At 56.2% G+C, this 16,894-nt stretch carries 10 protein-coding genes; 3 read left to right on the forward strand and 7 right to left on the reverse strand.

Going from position 1 to position 16,894, the window contains the following annotated elements; genetic code table 11:
- The first annotated feature begins 6 nt into the window (after positions 1–6).
- On the forward strand, positions 7–1,335 hold the full coding sequence (locus NNL21_RS10775; RefSeq protein WP_204816874.1) for a DUF445 domain-containing protein: 1,329 nt from the start codon (positions 7–9) through the stop codon (positions 1,333–1,335).
- Between the two features lie 910 nt (positions 1,336–2,245).
- On the opposite strand, the gene NNL21_RS10780 is transcribed toward NNL21_RS10775, so the two are convergent.
- From NNL21_RS10780 to NNL21_RS10790, 3 genes are all read right to left on the reverse strand, one after another.
- The gene (locus tag NNL21_RS10780) at positions 2,246–3,829 is read right to left on the reverse strand and encodes a peptide chain release factor 3 (protein ID WP_204816873.1); all 1,584 of its coding nucleotides are present in this window, start codon (positions 3,827–3,829) and stop codon (positions 2,246–2,248) included.
- Between the two features lie 109 nt (positions 3,830–3,938).
- Positions 3,939–5,486, reverse strand: coding sequence for a glucose-6-phosphate dehydrogenase (gene zwf / locus NNL21_RS10785; RefSeq protein WP_256555157.1), 1,548 nt, complete (start codon positions 5,484–5,486; stop codon positions 3,939–3,941).
- Positions 5,487–5,635: 149 nt separating this feature from the next.
- Positions 5,636–6,505 carry a YwmB family TATA-box binding protein gene (locus tag NNL21_RS10790; RefSeq protein WP_204816872.1) on the reverse strand — a complete coding sequence of 290 codons (870 nt, stop codon included), beginning with the start codon at positions 6,503–6,505 and terminating at the stop codon, positions 5,636–5,638.
- A gap of 128 nt (positions 6,506–6,633) precedes the next feature.
- Between NNL21_RS10790 and NNL21_RS10795 the strand changes: the two genes are divergently transcribed.
- Both NNL21_RS10795 and NNL21_RS10800 read left to right on the forward strand, forming a co-directional pair.
- Positions 6,634–7,005, forward strand: coding sequence for a hypothetical protein (locus NNL21_RS10795; RefSeq protein ID WP_204816871.1), 372 nt, complete (start codon positions 6,634–6,636; stop codon positions 7,003–7,005).
- Positions 7,006–7,167: 162 nt separating this feature from the next.
- Complete coding sequence (locus NNL21_RS10800) at positions 7,168–7,887, forward strand: hypothetical protein (RefSeq protein ID WP_204816870.1); 720 nt, start codon at positions 7,168–7,170, stop codon at positions 7,885–7,887.
- 70 nt (positions 7,888–7,957) lie between these two features.
- Here NNL21_RS10800 and NNL21_RS10805 read toward each other — a convergent pair whose 3' ends face one another.
- The 4 genes from NNL21_RS10805 to NNL21_RS10820 form a co-directional block, all read right to left on the reverse strand.
- Positions 7,958–9,280 carry a molybdopterin molybdotransferase MoeA gene (locus NNL21_RS10805; protein ID WP_256555158.1) on the reverse strand — a complete coding sequence of 441 codons (1,323 nt, stop codon included), beginning with the start codon at positions 9,278–9,280 and terminating at the stop codon, positions 7,958–7,960.
- A gap of 296 nt (positions 9,281–9,576) precedes the next feature.
- Positions 9,577–12,333, reverse strand: a complete 2,757-nt coding sequence (locus tag NNL21_RS10810; RefSeq protein WP_204816869.1) for an alpha-mannosidase — start codon at positions 12,331–12,333, stop codon at positions 9,577–9,579.
- Between the two features lie 99 nt (positions 12,334–12,432).
- Positions 12,433–15,564 (reverse strand): alpha-amylase family protein, encoded by a 3,132-nt coding sequence (locus NNL21_RS10815; RefSeq protein ID WP_204816868.1) that lies wholly within the window; start codon positions 15,562–15,564, stop codon positions 12,433–12,435.
- Positions 15,561–16,880 carry a glycoside hydrolase family 125 protein gene (locus tag NNL21_RS10820; protein WP_204816867.1) on the reverse strand — a complete coding sequence of 440 codons (1,320 nt, stop codon included), beginning with the start codon at positions 16,878–16,880 and terminating at the stop codon, positions 15,561–15,563. Before NNL21_RS10820 ends, NNL21_RS10815 begins: the two co-directional genes overlap by 4 nt.
- Between the last annotated feature and the right edge of the window lie 14 nt (positions 16,881–16,894).

The raw sequence follows: 16,894 nt of genomic DNA on the forward strand, positions 1-16,894 counted from the left end.
GGACACATGACAAATAAACGAAGAGCCGATCTTATACTGCTTGCTGTCGCCCTCTGCTTCGTCGCATCTGCCTTTGCTCTTCATCTCTATCCGGAGGTGTGGTGGACGCGGCTGCTGTTCTATATGACGGAGGCGGGCTTGGTTGGCGGTTTAGCAGACTGGTATGCCGTCACCGCCTTGTTCCGGCACCCGCTTGGCATTCCGGGCAAGCATACGGCCATTGTCCCTCGCAACCGCGTTAAACTTATCGATGGCGTCGTCACGATGGTAGAAACGCAGCTGCTTCCGCCGAGCAAGCTGAAGGAGAAGCTCGAGGAAGCCTCGATTATGAATACGGTCATTGAGTGGCTGGATGACAGGTTTCCCAGAGGAACGTTGGCCAAGCAGGGCTGGAAGTGGATGGCTGGTCTGCTAAAGCAGCTGGATTTCTCCAAAACCTCGGGAGACTGGGACGAACGACTGAAGCTGCTGCTGGCGAACAAGGATATTACGCCCTATGCCGGCAAAGCGTTAAATGCGATTCTCGAGCACGGGAAGATTCATGTCTGGCTGGACCGGATTGTGGAAGAGATCGCTCTACGGACAGATACGCCAGCAACCAAGGAGCTCATTCTGCAGCTGCTACGTAATGAGCAAGAGAAGCAGTTGAGTCAAGGCAACGCATTTACCCGTTTCTTAAAAAAAGCAGCTTCCATCTTCGCAGAAGAATCCGATGCCCTTAATCTGGACGATGCAGCCGAGGTGTTGTCACGCGATCTCGTTCAGTTCGTGAACGATCTGCGCAGCCATGATCATGAGCTGAGGCTTCTGCTCATCGAGATGCTGCACAGGTTAGCGGCTGACCTGGGTCAGCGGCCCGACCTAACGGCAACGGTGGAATCGTGGAAGCAGGAGGTGCTGGAACGCATTTCGTTCGCGCCTTCCATTGAGGCGCTGCTTGCATCGCTGAACACGCTGCCGGAAGATGATACGGCAGCTAATGAGGACAATAATTCGGGACTAGCCGGATTACGGAATTGGGTAGGGAGCTTCATTGAAGACTACTGGGAGCAATTCAAGCAGGATGAGAGCAAGAAAGCGTGGATCGAACGGTATATCAAGCTCTTTCTGAATAAGGTGATCGATACCGAGCACCGTCTAATCGGCCAGATTGTCCGTGACACGCTGGATGCGTTCACAGAGAAGCGGTTAATCTCCTTTATCGAAGATAAAGTAGGCGAGGATCTGAGCCGGATCCGGATCAACGGCTCCTTAGTCGGCGCAGGCATCGGGGCGCTGCTTTACGGGCTGCTGCACGGCATCTACGAGCCCATCCTCCAAGCACTCGGCCGCTGAGGCGGCTAAGTGTGGGGCGGGCATACTTACGCGGGCTGGGGCGAGACAGCAGCTTATAGGCGGCTGCCTGCGTCGATTGCCCCACCCTGCAGGCTCTTGACCGGGTCAAGCGGCTGAGTGTGTCAGGCGGGGTATACTTACGCGCCCCACCCTGCAGGCACTCGGCCGGGTCAGGCGGCTGAGGTGGGGCGGGACATATTTACGCGGGCTGGGGCGAGACAGCAGCTTATAGGAGCTGCCCGCATCGAGTGCCCACCCTGCAGGTAATCGGCCGGGTCAGACGGCTGAGGTGGGGCGGGGCATACTTATGCGGGCTGGGGCGGGGCATACTTATGCGGGCTGGGGCGAGACAGCAGCTGTATAGGCGCTGCCTGCGTCGATTGCCCCACCCTGCAGGCTCTTGACCGGGTCAAGCGGCTGAGTGTGTCAGGGGGCATACTTACGCGGACTCTGTGGGCAGGAGCTGCTAATGAACCATAAGGCACGTTACATGTGCGCCTATGATACGCTGAGTAAGATGGCGCCAACTTGGAATCGCACCATTTTGACCAACCGCTTCAAAAGCTGTAACGGTAATTTTGGGTCTTACACATCCACTTCCGAACGCGACGCCCTGCTGTAACGCCGTTTATAGGCGTTACAGCTCCAGATTGCGATTGAAAAACTTCGATTCGACCGCTGAAACGGTAATAATTGGCCTTACAGCATTACTTCTGGATGCTATAGCCTGCTGTTAGACCATTTATGGGCGTTACAACGCAGAGAGGGCTATGGTCCGCTGCGGAGTTGACTAAGCTGTTCCGGCTCAGCAAAATAGAATGCCCATCTATAACTAAAGAAAAATGACGTACAAACTGTTGTCAGTTTGTACGTCATTTTGGTGTTTTCCCACTAGATGGGACTTATTACTTTATGGCGCCATCTCCAAAAACTTGGAGGTTGGATTCTTGTCCATTGCGGTACGCATTGCATACTCGTTCTCGAACAAGGCCACGTAGTTATCCTTCTTGTCTTTCACGAGCGTTGAGTTAATCCGATATTTGGTCGGATCGATCTTATCATCGATAATCCAACGCGCGAATTGGAACGGCATCCGCTGCAATTGGATTTCGACGCCGTACTCGGCGCGCATCCGGTATTCGAAGACCTCAAACTGCAGCTGTCCGACAACGCCGAGAATCGTATCGTCGAAGCTCGTCGTCCGGAACACTTGGATCGTGCCTTCCTCGGTCAGCTGGTCGATCCCTTTCTGATACTGCTTATGCTTCAGCGCGTTCTTCACCGTTACCTTCGCGAAGATTTCCGGCGAGAACGTCGGCAGCTCATCGAAGATGATCTCGCTGCCTTGTGCCAAGGAGTCACCGATCCGGAAGATTCCGGGATCGAATAAACCGACAATATCGCCCGGATACGCCGATTCAACGATATCGCGGTCCTGCGCCAGAAATTGCTGCGGCTGGGACAGCTTGATATCCTTGCCTGCCCTCACATGCTTCACGCTCATGCCACGGTCGAAACGGCCGGAGCAAATCCGCATGAAGGCGATCCGGTCGCGGTGTGCAGGATTCATATTCGCTTGAATCTTGAAGATGTAGCCGGAGAATTTCTCATTCGTCGGTTCGATTGCCCCGTTAGTGGTCATGCGTGAAGTCGGTTGTGGCGCAAGCTTGAGAAAGTTCTCAAGGAACGTCTGCACACCGAAATTGTTCACCGCACTGCCGAAAAATACCGGACTCAATTCACCGGCCCGGACTTTATCGAAATCGAACGGATCCCCGGCAACGTCCAGCAGCTCCAAATCCTGAATAAGCTGATCATGCAAATATTCGCCGGCCATCTCGCGAATGATCGGGTCCCTGTAATCGGCAACCTTGCGCACTTCAATCTTGGAATGGTCGTTACCTTGGAACAGCTCCACCTGATTGTTCATCCGGTCGTATACGCCGCACAGCTCACGTCCCATGCCGATCGGCCAGTTCATCGGAACCGAGCGGATCCCCAGCACCTGCTCGATTTCTTCCATCAAATCGAACGGGCTCTGCCCTTCGCGGTCGAGCTTATTAATGAATGTAAAGATCGGGATGCCCCGCTTGCTGCATACTTGGAACAGCTTAATGGTCTGTGCCTCGACACCTTTGGCGACGTCGATCAGCATCACCGCGCTATCCGCAGCTGTCAGCGTCCGGTACGTATCTTCACTGAAGTCTTGGTGACCGGGCGTATCCAGGATATTGATGCGGTGTCCGCTGTAGTCGAACTGCATAACCGATGAAGTAACGGAGATCCCCCGCTGCTTCTCAATTTCCATCCAGTCAGACGTTGCGTGCCGGCTTGCCTTCCGTGCCTTAACCGAACCTGCCTCGCGAATAGCGCCGCCGAAGAGCAGCAGCTTCTCGGTCAGCGTCGTTTTCCCCGCATCCGGGTGGGAGATAATGGCGAATGTACGCCGTTTCTCCACTTCTCGTTTCAATTCATCAGTTAACGTTTTGCTCATCGTAATGTCCCTTCGTTAATTGCATGCCGCCGATTCAGGATTCAGATTTCATCCGAACCGCTGCGGCTCATTCATTTCCTATTAGAATATGCAGAATGCGGGGACGTCTTTACTTCTCATTCCCCGAAATCCAGATCACGTTATCTTCGTCCTGTCCGTTCACCGGCCACCAATGAAAGCCGTCTTCTGCAAGCAGCTCATCCGTTCTCGCCGGTCCCCATGAACCTGCGGCGTAATGATGCAGCTTGGAGCTGTCTTCTTTCCACGCCTCTGCAATCCGGTCAACGAATTGCCAAGCCTGCGCCACCTCATCCCAGCGGGTGAAGTAGGTCGATTCGCCACGGGCCGCATCATAGATCAGGCGCTCATACGCTTCCGGCGTATTCAAGCCGATTTGGCAGCTTTGGCAGAATTCCATCGATACCGGCTGAACCACATTGTCCGCGCCCGGTTTCTTGGCATTGATTTTGATATAGATGCCTTCAATCGGATTAACCCGGATCACAAGCAGGTTCGGCGACAAATCATGGCGGCGCGCGAAGAGAACATTGTCCGGCACGTTCTTAAACTCGATGACCACCTCAGTCGTCTTGACCGGCAGCCGCTTGCCCGTCCGGATATAGAACGGGACGCCCGCCCAACGGAAGTTATCGACAAATACACGCGCCGCAAAATAAGTCTCGGTCGCCGACTCGGGCGAGACCGAGTCCTCTTGGCGATAACCGCGCAGCGGCTTGCCCTTCAAGGAGCCTTCCGCATACTGGCCACGCACGACATGCTGTGCAACTTCATCGCTGTTCGAGAATGGCCGAAGTGAACGGAGCGCCTTCACCTTCTCATCGCGAATATCCTCCGGATGCAAACGGCTAGGCGGCTCCATCGCGATCATGGCCAGCATCTGAAGCATATGATTCTGAGCCATGTCGCGCAGAGCGCCGGATTTATCGTAATAACCGCCGCGTTCTTCGACACCGACCGTCTCGGACAGTGTAATCTGGACATTGGCGATATGCTTGTTGTTCCACAATGGCTCGAAGAAGGCATTCGCAAACCGGATGACTTCAATATTCTGGACCATTTCCTTACCGAGGTAATGATCGATACGGTAAATCTCTTCCTCCTTGAACACCTGGCTAAGCTGCTCGTTCAGCTTGCGCGCGGATTCAAGATTGTAGCCGAACGGCTTCTCGATCACCAGCCGGTTCCAGCCTGTGCTCTCCAATAGACCGCCGTCGCGGAGATTAAAGGACACCGGTCCGAACAGCTCCGGCGCCAGCGCCAAGTAAAACAAACGGTTACCCGGGATGTTGAATTTGGCATCGAGCTCTTCTGTCAACCGGTTCAGCTCACGGAAACCGTCTACATTATTAATATCGAGCGACATATATACAAAGTGCTCGGCAAATTTGTCCCACTTCTCGGCGTCCTCGACCTTGTGACGGCTAAACTCGCCGATTGATTCGTACACGTCCGCACGGAATTGTTCGTTCGTACGGGGCCTGCGGGCAAGTCCGACTACTGCGAAATCCTCCGCCAGTTTGCCTTCCTTGTATAAGTTAAACAGCGCGGGAAACAGCTTCCGTCGCGCCAAATCACCTGTTGCTCCGAACAAGTAATACACCGCTCCCGCTGCGGCAATAGCATCTTGTTTGCTCACGTGGGTTATTCCCTCATTCTTTCATAATGGATTTGTATAGGTTCGGTATGCCCAAATTCTCAACAATCATGTTATGTAGTTTAGCATATTGACCGTTCAGATGCTATTCATAGAACCATAAAAAAATCTAATCAAACCGTCAACGATTCCTAATTCTGTCCCCGATAATCACCGGTTATAAGCGGTACCCCGACGACGATTTGGGCTGCTATGCCGGCATCTCCGTCCACCTCGGCGATTTGCATGTTGATCCGTTTGGATCCGCTCATGATAGAGGTCCTCAGCTTGGAGCTTGCATAGGCAATACTCACCGTGTGGCCGTCGTCGTAGGCCTCCTGCCGGGTTGCCGCAGCCTTCTGTACGATACGCCGAGCGGCAGCTTGATCTTCCGGCTCGCCGCGGACAGCGAAGCTGCCTTCATAATGTCCTCCTGCTTGCTTGGCAGCCTGCTCGATCCTCGCCGCTGCTTCGATCAGCTGCGTTCGCAGAATTCCTGCCGGCGCTTGGAGCAAGAGTACCGCATCCCCATAGGGAGCAGCCTTACCTGAGACTTGGGGTTTACCTTTGCCAGGCGGGTTATCCGCCTCATCCGCTTCTTCAGCGGATTCGTCATCCAACTGCAGCCACATGCTTAGCTTATATGGCTGCTCATCCGAGCGGTCCAATTCACCGCGATAAGTAAGCCGCGGGGCAGCTGTTGCAGCATCTGGCGATAGCTCGAGCGTCAGCCCTAGTTCAGCAGCTGCTCGATTAGCCTGCTCCATCGTCCATTGTCCATTTAACCGTAAGGACCATTCCCCCCGCTTCGAACCACCCGCGAGCTCCGGCTCCATCCAATCCCATACCATGGAAACATCATGCCGGAGCTGCGAAACCTCATTCACGGGAACAATTGAATCCGGTTTGAATTTACTGTTCCACAGCACATAACCAGCAGAAGCAAGCAGTACGATAATGGCCATCACCGTACCTATTTGCTGCTGGGTGCGGGGTCTTTTGGTCACCGCTGTTCGAGGCATGCCGCTCTCTCCCTCTTATCCTTCGTCATTCTGCTTCAAAACAAACGTGAACTGGGTATATAACCATACACATCCGCCTCTGGGAGAATATACTGCTTACTAGATCCTAGAGGAGGTGTCATCGACGAATGCAACAAATATATCCGCTCCATGAGGAGCATATTAATAGGTTTTGCGGCATGCCGGTATGTATCGTCACGAAAGAGGGAGAGCGGCATGTCGGCGTCATATCACGCAGCGTGGGAGGACGTCTTTATCTGAACGAAGGTCCCGAGGAGTCCGGAAACGCCCCCGCATCTCATGAAACCCATGGCGATACGCCTTATTTGCAGGGCAAGGAAAGCAAGAAGGGCCGTAAGTCCAAGAAGAACGAGCCCGTCAAAAAAGCCGAGAAGGCCGAAACGAAAGCATATCCATACGCGCCTTATCCCTATTATCCATTTGGCGGAGCATTCGCAATCGATCTCGCTCTAATCGCCTTCTTGTTCCTTCTGCTGTAGTAGCATAGAAGCCTGCACACCCAGGAAGCGTAATCCGGCATTCTGAGAGGTGCGGGCTTTTGCCCGGCAGCAGCTTGTCTATAGGGCGCCCAGGTATCTATACATATTGGAAACTAATCTTTAAAATGGAAAATAAAGCTTCGAAATCGGAGGTAGATGGTGATGATGAAGGTTCCCCCCTTGACCGGATTAGCCCGGAACAGCCGGATCGATCGGGTCTCCCGTGTGATGCCTTATGCCTATTATCCTTATTTAAACGACGATGCTGAATCGTACCGGGATGGCGGCTTTGACGGTAACGGCTATGGCTGGCCCCAACATAGGGTCCAAACGCTGAAGTACGCCGTCCAGCTGGCCGCCGCATGGCTGGAGGAAAGCCGGCAGCTGAGCAAAGCCGCCTCCGCCATTAGGAATCAGAACAGCTTGGTGCCGGGCGCACCAGGAAGCGGAACCTTGTTCGACTCTGAAGCCGCGATCAAGACGTTGATTCTCCACATGAATCACTTGAATGCAGCTTTTGAAGCAGGGGCTGGCGTATTGGATCCTTCCTTGAAATTCGTCGTTAGTCATGCACTTCGCAGCACCCGCTATGAGCGAATTGGCTTGTCCGAGTTGGCTGATGGTGCCTGGACGCTGCAGGAAAAAGCTTTTCAAGCCGCCTTGGAAGCCCGTCCGGATGATGTACGCAGCTTGATCGCCAGCCGGACGACCGGCATTGCGGCCTCCCTCGTTCACGCGCTGGATCAATATCTTGAATGGCCTGTAAGCCGCCTGCTCAATCTGATGGCCCCGGGCTTTGAAGCTTTAACGGCATACGGTTCCTCCATGGAACCCTATATGCAGCTTCAGCCTTCCGGGCTTGTCGTTAACCATCGGGGTTAACCGGATCACCAAACCCGCACCAAGCTTGGGAGCATGGCGCGGGTTTTCTTGCTGCGGCTGCAGACTCCTGTCAAAGAATCCGGTTGTTCAGCAGGACGACCTCGACCAGCGCGCCGCTCTCCGCGCCGCTCGAGCCTGCCGGAATACGGATGAGTCCATCCGCATCGGGGATGGAAGCCATCATGCTGGATTTGCCGAAAGCAAGCGGATCCGCGTGAATGATACCGCTATGTACATACAGGCGGGTGCGAACGAAACGTTCGTGAGGGCTGCCTTTGTCGAAGTCGGCAGCAAGCTTCGCGGTGACCTGCGCTGGCAGTGACGCCTCCGGTTCGCTGCCCTGCAAACGCTGCAGGGCAGGACGCACGAACAGCTCGAACCCGACGAAGCAAGCGCCCGGATTGCCAGATAAGGCAAACAACAGCTTGCCGTTCATCAGGGCCGCTGATGTCGGGCTCCCCGGCCGCATGGAAACTTTGTCGAAAAGCAGCTTATTCGCGGGCTCCTCATCAGCCTCCACGCCTGTTTCCGAACGGCCTTCGCGAATTCTGCGAATAATGGCCGCCATGACATCATAATCGCCGACGGAGACGCCTCCCGTCGTCACGACGACATCTGCCTGCAGCATCGCCTCCTCAAGCGCGGCCGCGACGGCTTCAGGCTCGTCAGCCAGGCGGCCGAGCTGGATCGGCACGCCGCCGCATTGCTCGATCAGCGCCGCGACCATGGCGCTGTTGCTGTCGCGGATGCAGCCCGGCGCGAGCGGCGCCTCGACGGGCTGCAGCTCTGCGCCCGTCGCGAGCACCGCGACGCGCGGGCGCGCGTACACCGGCACGTCGGCATAGCCGAACGTGCCGAGCAGCGCAGCGTGGCCCGGCCGGAGCAGCGTGCCGGGCGCCGCAATCACGCTGCCGCGGCGGAATTCCTCGCCAGGCTGCGCGATGTTCTGGCCGGGCAGGGCGGCGCGCTTCACCAGCACCGCCGGCAGCCCGGCCTCCAGGGCCTCTGCGGTCTGCTCCAGCATGACGACCGCATCGGCCCCTTCCGGCACTGCCCCGCCGGTCATGATGCGGACGGCAGTGCCCGGCTGGACGGTCGCCGAGGCAAGCTTGCCGGCGGCGACCGTGCCGACAACGCGCAGCCTCGCCGGTTCCTTCGGCGAGGCCTGCGCCGTATCCGCGCTTCGGACGGCATAGCCATCCAATCCGGAGCGCGCGAACGGCGGCCAGTCGCACGTCACCGTCAGCGGCTCCCCAAGCCGCCTGCCGCAAGCCTGTCCGAGCGGAACCATCTCCACACGTCCAGGCAACGCGGCCTCAAGCACGAGCCGCTGCGCCGCGTCCACTTTAATGGCCCGCCGATTGAAGCGTGAAGCCCCTTGCAAATCATCCACGATCTTTCGTCTCCCTTGCCGGCCTCCGCTAGCGAACCATTCGTCGCGTTCGGCTCCATCTCCGGCTTCTGTTACATATATTGTAACAGATCGCCATGAACCGCTCCACTACGAAAGGACAGCCTGCCAGGCAAGAATTGCGCCCTATTTCGCACTCATACCTTCACTTGAGAAGACAATCATCTACAAGCAGGGGTATTCATTACATGATTTCATCTCATGTCATACGGCTCACACCCACATACATAGTAAGGCGGCCTCCTCTGCAGGAGACCGCCTTAATTGGCTTTTGCAATTTACGTTCCAATCTTCAAGCCTATGGTAACGATCTCGCAAGGACCGACCGCCAAGGTCGGTTTGCCGCTGTCCTGTACCAGCGTTGCACCCTGCTGCTCCAGCAGATCGCTCTTGTAGCTTCCCCCGCTCGCCATTGACGAGGTCAGCGCAAGCGCCGACGGCACCGCGTTCATGTTGTACCAACGCAGCATGACATCGCCCGAACCTGCACTCACTTTCATCGAGGAGAAAGCAAGACGGTCGCCGTCCCAGCCAAGCGGTGCATACACCTGCTTAAGCGCTCCTTCGTGCAGCTCCGCCGGGCATACTGTCCAAGGCACCTGGAACTGATACGCTTCCGCATAAGCGCCCGACAGCGAGCCGTCGCCGTTATGCGGCACGATCAACAGGCGGGCCTCATGCTCGCCTAGACACTGCGCCTCCGGCGTTGGGAACAATCCCCAGTCGCCTAGCTCGCCCGTCGACCGAAGCAGCGTTACCGCGATCGAATTGCGCCCGTCACGGAGCACTTCATACTCGTTAAGCCCAAGGTTCGCGACCGTTAGGCCCGCTCCGGTGCCGCTCACATCGACGAACGCTTGCTGATGCTGGCAGTTGCTCGGATTCGTCCACTCGGCCGACGGCATATTGTCGCGTACGGCGACCTCGAAGATCGAGTCCACGGCATGCGAGTCAGCCGCCAGATCGGTCGGGAACAACGCCCGAACGCGGTGATCCTTCGCCTGGTTATTGAAGGATGTGCGAATCTCCACTCCTCTTCCCCCGTGGCTTAAGCTGACCAGCGTGCGAATCGTCATCGGCACCGTCTCGCTGACGCGCTGCGCCTTCCGTTCAGGGAAATAGACCAGCTCCCGCTGTTCTTCTTCCAGCACATCGTCCGCTCCGGCGGGAATCGCCCACTCGTGCACGATTTCAATAGTTGCACGGTAAGCCTCATTCTCCATGACGCGTATATCAGCCGCTAGTCCTTTGGTGGTCAGCGCCTTCTCTCCGTTTGGCTGCTTATACATGTACTCGTTGCCGATATCCCCGGTATCCTCGTACACGCACAAATCACGGAACACGCGTCCCGTCGACTTATCCGTCAATTCGAGCGAGCCGTCTTTGGCAATCTCAACTCGAATCAGCTCGTTCTCCAGTGCGCGATCTCCGCGCAGAAGCGAAATGCTCTCCGAACCTGCAGCAACCGCACTCGACGCGGTGCCGTTCTCCGTCTTACGCACCCAGGCATAGGTCCGATGTCCGAGCGCGGGCACGTGCTCCGCTTCGAACGTCAGGCGAACGCGGCGAGCTTGATAAGGCTGACGAAACTTGTCATCCGGCAGATCATAGCCGAACTGCAAGCCCAAATCCTCCACCTTGCAAGGAATGGTCCGCCCGGCATCATCAACCAGCACACGTCCGGTCAGATCGACCGCCTTCATGCGCCGGTTGATCTCAGGGAGAGGCACCCCGTCGCGGAAGTACAGCCGCTCCGCATCCGCCTCGATCGCAACGACGCCCGATCTCGACCAGCCAGTCGTATTGAACGCGACTACCGGCAGCGCATCTGCCCCATACGCTGCAAAAGCAGTCGTATCGATCCTTGACGCAATCGCATGCTTGCTGGCATCCACAATGGTCTCCGCAACATGGCGGCTCTTCTCGAAGCGCGTCACCATTTCGCGGTGAACCTCGTCCACGCTGCAGCCGCAAATGCTGTCATGCGGATGGTTCTGCATGAGCGTCTTCCACGCATACGTGAATAGATGATGCGGATATTCCTCCCCTAGCAGATAGGCGTAAGCTGCAAGCGGCTCGGCCACTTTCTCCAGCATGGCTTGCCCTGCCTGATTCATCTGCTTCAGATAGACGCGGGAGGAAGCGGTATTCACCAGCGTGGACCAGCCATCCGTCCGCTGGCTGCGCAGCTCGCCCTTAACGACGGACAGCTCACGTCCAAGCGATTCCCGGACCGAAGCCAGATAGTCTGTGAAGTTCGAATGGACAAACTCTGTGTCGGGGTAAATGCGGCGGGCTGTCCGCAGCGCCTCGGCCAAATCCTGCTGAATCGGCTGATGATCGCAGCCGTTCATGTACAGCAGCTGACCGGTCGACGCGTACTTCTCCGCGTCGGCCAGCTTGCGTTCCCAGTACAGCTTCGCTTCCGCCTCGTCCGTCGGGATTTCATTGCCGTTGGAGTACCAGTTCGCAAACAGGATGCCGAGCACCTGCGAGCCGTCCGGACCTTCCCAGATCAGCTCGGAGAACGACGATTCATATTCGGAATCCGCCACTGTATTATTAAAGCCCGTCGGCTTGACGCCCCTGCCGAACACGGCATTGTCGATGCCTGCCTGCCGCATCATCTGCGGCGCCTGGCCGATATTGCCGAACGTGTCCGGAAAATACCCGACCTTCGCGATCGTTCCCCAGCGCGCTGCGTCTTGATGGCCGATCTGCAAATTCCGGGCGTTCGCTTCACTGCTCGTCAGGAACGCATCCTGCAATATATACCACGGGCCGATGAAGATGCGCCCCTCCTTTATCAACGTTGCCAGCCGCTCCCGATTCTCCGGCCGCACCTGCAAATAATCCTCCAGAATAATCGTCTGGCCGTCCAGATAGAAGCTTCTGTATTCCGGATCGTTCTCCAAGGTGTCGATTAGCGTATCCATCAGCTTCACGAGCAAAACGTGGTGCTTCTCATAAGGCAAATACCATTCCCGGTCCCAGTGGGTATGGGAAATAATGTGGGCCTTTCGCTGTTTATCCATGTGTGCGCTGCACTCCTTTCTTGAAAAAAACCGGTCGGCGCCTCCCTTAGGACGGCGCCGCCGGCTCAACACGACTTTAACCCATGTCTGCCAGGCCGATTATTTCACGTTGACGCGAACTTCATGCGGCCGGTAAACGGACTTCAAACGCCCTTGCGCATCCGTCGCGAAGAGCACAGAGCGCTCCCGCTCCAGCAGGAAGGAATAGGTTGCACCCGATTCCGCATCCTTGACTTCAATATCGGCATCGAAGGCGTATTCAGATACGAACACGAACAGAGAGCCGTCTTTGAATGCCAGTTTTCGCCCATATACGCCGGGCAGATCTCCACCCTGCAGCCATTCCAGCGGCTCGTTCACGCCCGCAGCGGCAGCCGCGTGGCGGTACAAAGCGGCAACAGGCTCCGTCCGGTCATTCAGCTCAACCGGCAGCGGACTCCACAGCAGACGCCCCCGGCCGAGCTCCACTTCGACGAGAGCGTCGCCCATGCGGTTCGCTTCGCCTCCCCGTACTTCCTTGAACAGCTGAGCAATCCGGCGGCTGCCGTAGGAAACCGGCCACTGCCGATCGCCAAGTACAAGCGTTTCCTCCCGCAGCACATTGGACAGCATGCCAGCGCCGAGCTCCTGCTCCAGTCGTTCCGTCGGCCGCCAGTATGCGTCGATACCGATCGGACCCGTCACGAGCAAGGTCGCCCCGCTCTTCTTCACATGTTCGATCAGGGCATCGAATGCCGCATCATCCACATTATGTGCGCTAGGGAGCACAATCAGCTTGGCCGGTTCGCGCTCTAACACCCCAAGGTCATATTCCGAAATGCCGCGAATTGGCATATTCAGATCATAAGCCCATACCCGTACGGACCTTGTCGTCGCATCGAATGCCAGCTTGCGATTCGAGAAATCATTCGAATACGGGAAAATAATAACCGTCTCTTCCAGCTTCCGTTCGCGGAACAGATCGCGAATCTCTTCCATGAACTGTCCGAAGTCGTAGGATACGTCCGCTTCCGGTTTCTCTGTTCCGTCGGCCCGAAGCGCCCCGATATGCGATTCATTCGCATTATCCATGTAGAAGTTCGTATTCCAAATCCACTGCACCGCACCGGCGCCGCCTGTTGCGAAGGCATACGCATACTTGCGCTCCAGGATGTTCCGCAGCTCTGCTTCCGACCGTTTCGCACGGCCTTCCGGCGTTTCCACGTACATGATGCCGGTCTCCTGAACCAGATTCGGTTTATCCAATGTTTTGGCAAAGACGCCGTCCCATACAAGCTGGTCGTTCAGCCACCACGAGTGTACAGTCGTATAATCGACCGCTTCCCCATAGAAGAGCGGAGAAGGGCGCTGAGCGCCTAGTCCTTCATCCTGTCCGACCGTAACCATATGATCCGGACATTCCTCCTTGATCGCCTCATAAAGCTGCTTCGCCCAGCGATTATGCATCTCCATCGAGAACAAGCAGTAGTCCAGCCATCGTGTGCCCTTCTTCCCCGAGTGCATATCCTGCACGTCGAAGTTGACCTCACCGGAATCCGGTACTTTCACAGCGTTGAACGAAGGCAGCTGCTCCGGCGTCATATTCCAGCGTTCCTGGAGAAGGGCGATAGACCCATGACGCTTCTCCAGCCATTCCACGTAAGCCGTCTGCTCGAACGGATCACGGCATGACCGCGGCCCGTCGGAGAAGATCTTCTCCGGATCGAACATCGACGGCTCGTTAATCAAGTCCCAATCGACGTTCTTCGTGTCTCTATGGCGAGAAACAATGGAACGGACGAACCGCTTCTGTGCTTCCACGCTGCGCGGATCGAGGTAAGGGTTCGTACCCTCCCATGTCTCCGGCGTAAAGGAGAAGAAGGTGAACGTCAGCTGCAAATCATTCTTCTTCGCCGTCATAATAAAGGCATCGATTGCGCGCAGCGCTTCTTCCGAAGCGTGGCCGTCCACCTGCATCACATTGCGGTAAGCCGTCCATATACCGGTGCGGATCCAGTTGATCCCGGCTTTGCGCATGGCAGCCATATCCCGGTCCCATACATCCGCATTAGGCAGGAACAGAAACTTCCGGGCTACATCCGACGTCATGTAGGTCATGCCAACAACGGGCAGCGGACGTCCATCCTTCTCAAAATAATCCCGTCCGCAGCTTACCGGCTCTCCTTCGCGCAGCATCTGACGGTCAACACCCCAGAAGCCTTGTCGAAGGATGCGCATCTCGCCGTCTTCCGACTCCGCCCTGCATACGAGACGGTAGTAACCGCTCTCGACCTCGACCGGTACCGAAATTCGCTTAATATCCAGCTTGCCGGAAACCTCCGTCGTGAACGGATGGGTCCAGCAAGGCGACGAATCGCCTTCTTTGGTCAGCGCCAAGCTGAACGTCCAGCTCGTTGTGACTGCCTTTGTAGAACGTGCAAGCGATTGCGTCTGCAGTGTCAGCATCGGCCGTTCACCTGGCTCGAATGATGCATAATTCGGCTTCACCCACAGTTCAGTCACGCCGCGCCCGCAATAGCTTGCCCATTGGCTGAGTGCTTCTGCTCCGCTTCCAGCCCAGAAGGCAGAAGTAAGCGGCGTGTTCACCAGCAGCCAGCGGCCGCCGCCGAACGCGCCGTTCGTATTCTCCCATAAGACAGCAGGAGCCGCTACTTCGCGTCCTTCTCCCGTCACACCCTTCAATACTGGATACAAGCGGGCATCCATCGGACCGGCTGATCCCATCTGATGCGGCAGATCACTGGTTTTGGTGACATGCGGCACTAGATTCCATGTGTCCGCACCCGCTTCAAACAACGATTCATACCCCGAGAACAGCGGGATCTCCGCCAGCGCGGCAAGCGTCTCCACCCGTTTCCCATCCACGGGCAGCGTTTCATGAATATTCAGCTGTTGATGATATGCGGTCTGCTCCGCCTCCACCAGCCACTGCCCGTCTTCCATACGAACCGGACGCTTGAATGGCGCCCCGCCTATGCTAACCAAGCCTCCGCCAGCGCGCAAAAAGGCGAGAATCGCTTCCCATGCCGCCTTCGGAAAGTATGGCGCATGCAGGTTGATGAAACACCCGCCCGCACCCTCTCCTTGAACGGCCTGCAGCGATTCCGCCAAACTAGCAGCATCAACTACTGTACCGATGCCAGCCAAGCCCTGTGCGGCTGTTAAATTCGATTTATCGTGATTTCCCCCCGGGAAGGCTGGGTCGCTAAATATGATGATTGGACGGCTCATAGTATCCCTTCCTTCATAGCTCGATAGACGAGAAGTGAAAATAAACTGTTCGACCATGCAAACCACTTTCTTGTGAATGTAGCCGGGTCATCGGCATGAAACCCTTCATGCATATATCCCGTATCTGCGTCCGTCGCTTCCAGCATTGCGATCATCGCCAGCTTCTCATCAGTCGTCGAGGCCGTCAAGCCTTGCATAGACAGCGCCATATGCCAAATATAGTTCGGCGGCGTATGCGGACTGCCGATACCGCGCGCCTGTGTGCCTTCATAATAGAACGGATTTTGTTTGCTGAGCGCGAATCTTCTCGTATTTTGATAAATCGGGTCATCCGCCGTCGTATACCCGAGATACGGGATGGACATCAGTCCAGGGGTCCCCGCATCGTCCATCAGACAGTAATTTCCATACCCGTCTGTTTCATAAGCATAGATTGGGCCGAATTCAGGATGCTTATAAATACCGTACAATTGAATGCCGTGATCGACATCCTCCTCCAGACGCTTAAGCTCTTTGACAAGCGCCAAGTCCCGGAATACCCACTCCGCGATTTCACCCATCTGGCGCAGCGAAACAACAGCAAACATATTATCTGGAATATTGTAATGGAAGTCGCACGCATCGTCGCTTGAACGAAAGCCCGACCAGATCATCCCTGTATAATTAACCGGCATACCTAGACCGTTGTTGCGAAGCGTGTCTGTCGGAACGCCATTGTCGCGCGTAAACCGGTAAGGCGATTGCTCGAAGTGACGCTGCTCGATCCTCCACAGCTCCACAATTCGCAGCATCGCTGCCTTGAATCCCGTATCGAAAATATCCGCCCGTCCCGTCTCCTTCCAATAGTGGTAAGCAAGACGGATGGAGAAGCAAGACGAGTCCAGCTCGAATTTGCGCTCCCACACCCACGGGGACATATCGGTCACGTCGGCAGAATCCCAGTGCCAATCGTTCGCCGTTTCATTAAACGCATTCGCATACGGGTCGTGCAGAATGCACGTCATATGCCGTTTGATCAGCCCGCTGATAATCCGCTGAAGATCGGCATCGTCCTTCGCGAGCGGAACATATTGAATAACCTGCTCCACCGAGTCACGCAGCCACATGGCGGGAATATCTCCCGTAATGACGAAGGTCGTTCCATCCTCCATCAGCTTGGTCGTTGTCTCCAGCGTATTCGGAAAGCAGTTCTTAAACAGCTTCAACAGCTTTGGACGATGCGCCAGCTTCTCTTCCGCTTCCGCGAGTACGTCCTGCACGGCACGCGGCAGGGCGAGCGGCGGCATCGGGATTTTAGGCAGTCTAAATTGCTCCATGTCAGATTGCTCCT

It is taken from the genome of Paenibacillus mendelii (assembly GCF_024498075.1).
In the GTDB taxonomy this organism is placed as follows: Bacteria; Bacillota; Bacilli; order Paenibacillales; family Paenibacillaceae; genus Paenibacillus_Z; species Paenibacillus_Z mendelii.

Coding starts and splice junctions, on each gene's coding strand:
- NNL21_RS10795 (WP_204816871.1), top strand. CDS start 6,634: ATGCAACAAATATATCCGCTCCATGAGGAGCATATTAATAGGTTTTGC.
- NNL21_RS10790 (WP_204816872.1), bottom strand. CDS start 6,505: ATGCCTCGAACAGCGGTGACCAAAAGACCCCGCACCCAGCAGCAAATA.
- NNL21_RS10780 (WP_204816873.1), bottom strand. CDS start 3,829: ATGAGCAAAACGTTAACTGATGAATTGAAACGAGAAGTGGAGAAACGG.
- NNL21_RS10820 (WP_204816867.1), bottom strand. CDS start 16,880: ATGGAGCAATTTAGACTGCCTAAAATCCCGATGCCGCCGCTCGCCCTG.
- NNL21_RS10810 (WP_204816869.1), bottom strand. CDS start 12,333: ATGGATAAACAGCGAAAGGCCCACATTATTTCCCATACCCACTGGGAC.
- NNL21_RS10775 (WP_204816874.1), top strand. CDS start 7: ATGACAAATAAACGAAGAGCCGATCTTATACTGCTTGCTGTCGCCCTC.
- NNL21_RS10800 (WP_204816870.1), top strand. CDS start 7,168: ATGATGAAGGTTCCCCCCTTGACCGGATTAGCCCGGAACAGCCGGATC.
- NNL21_RS10815 (WP_204816868.1), bottom strand. CDS start 15,564: ATGAGCCGTCCAATCATCATATTTAGCGACCCAGCCTTCCCGGGGGGA.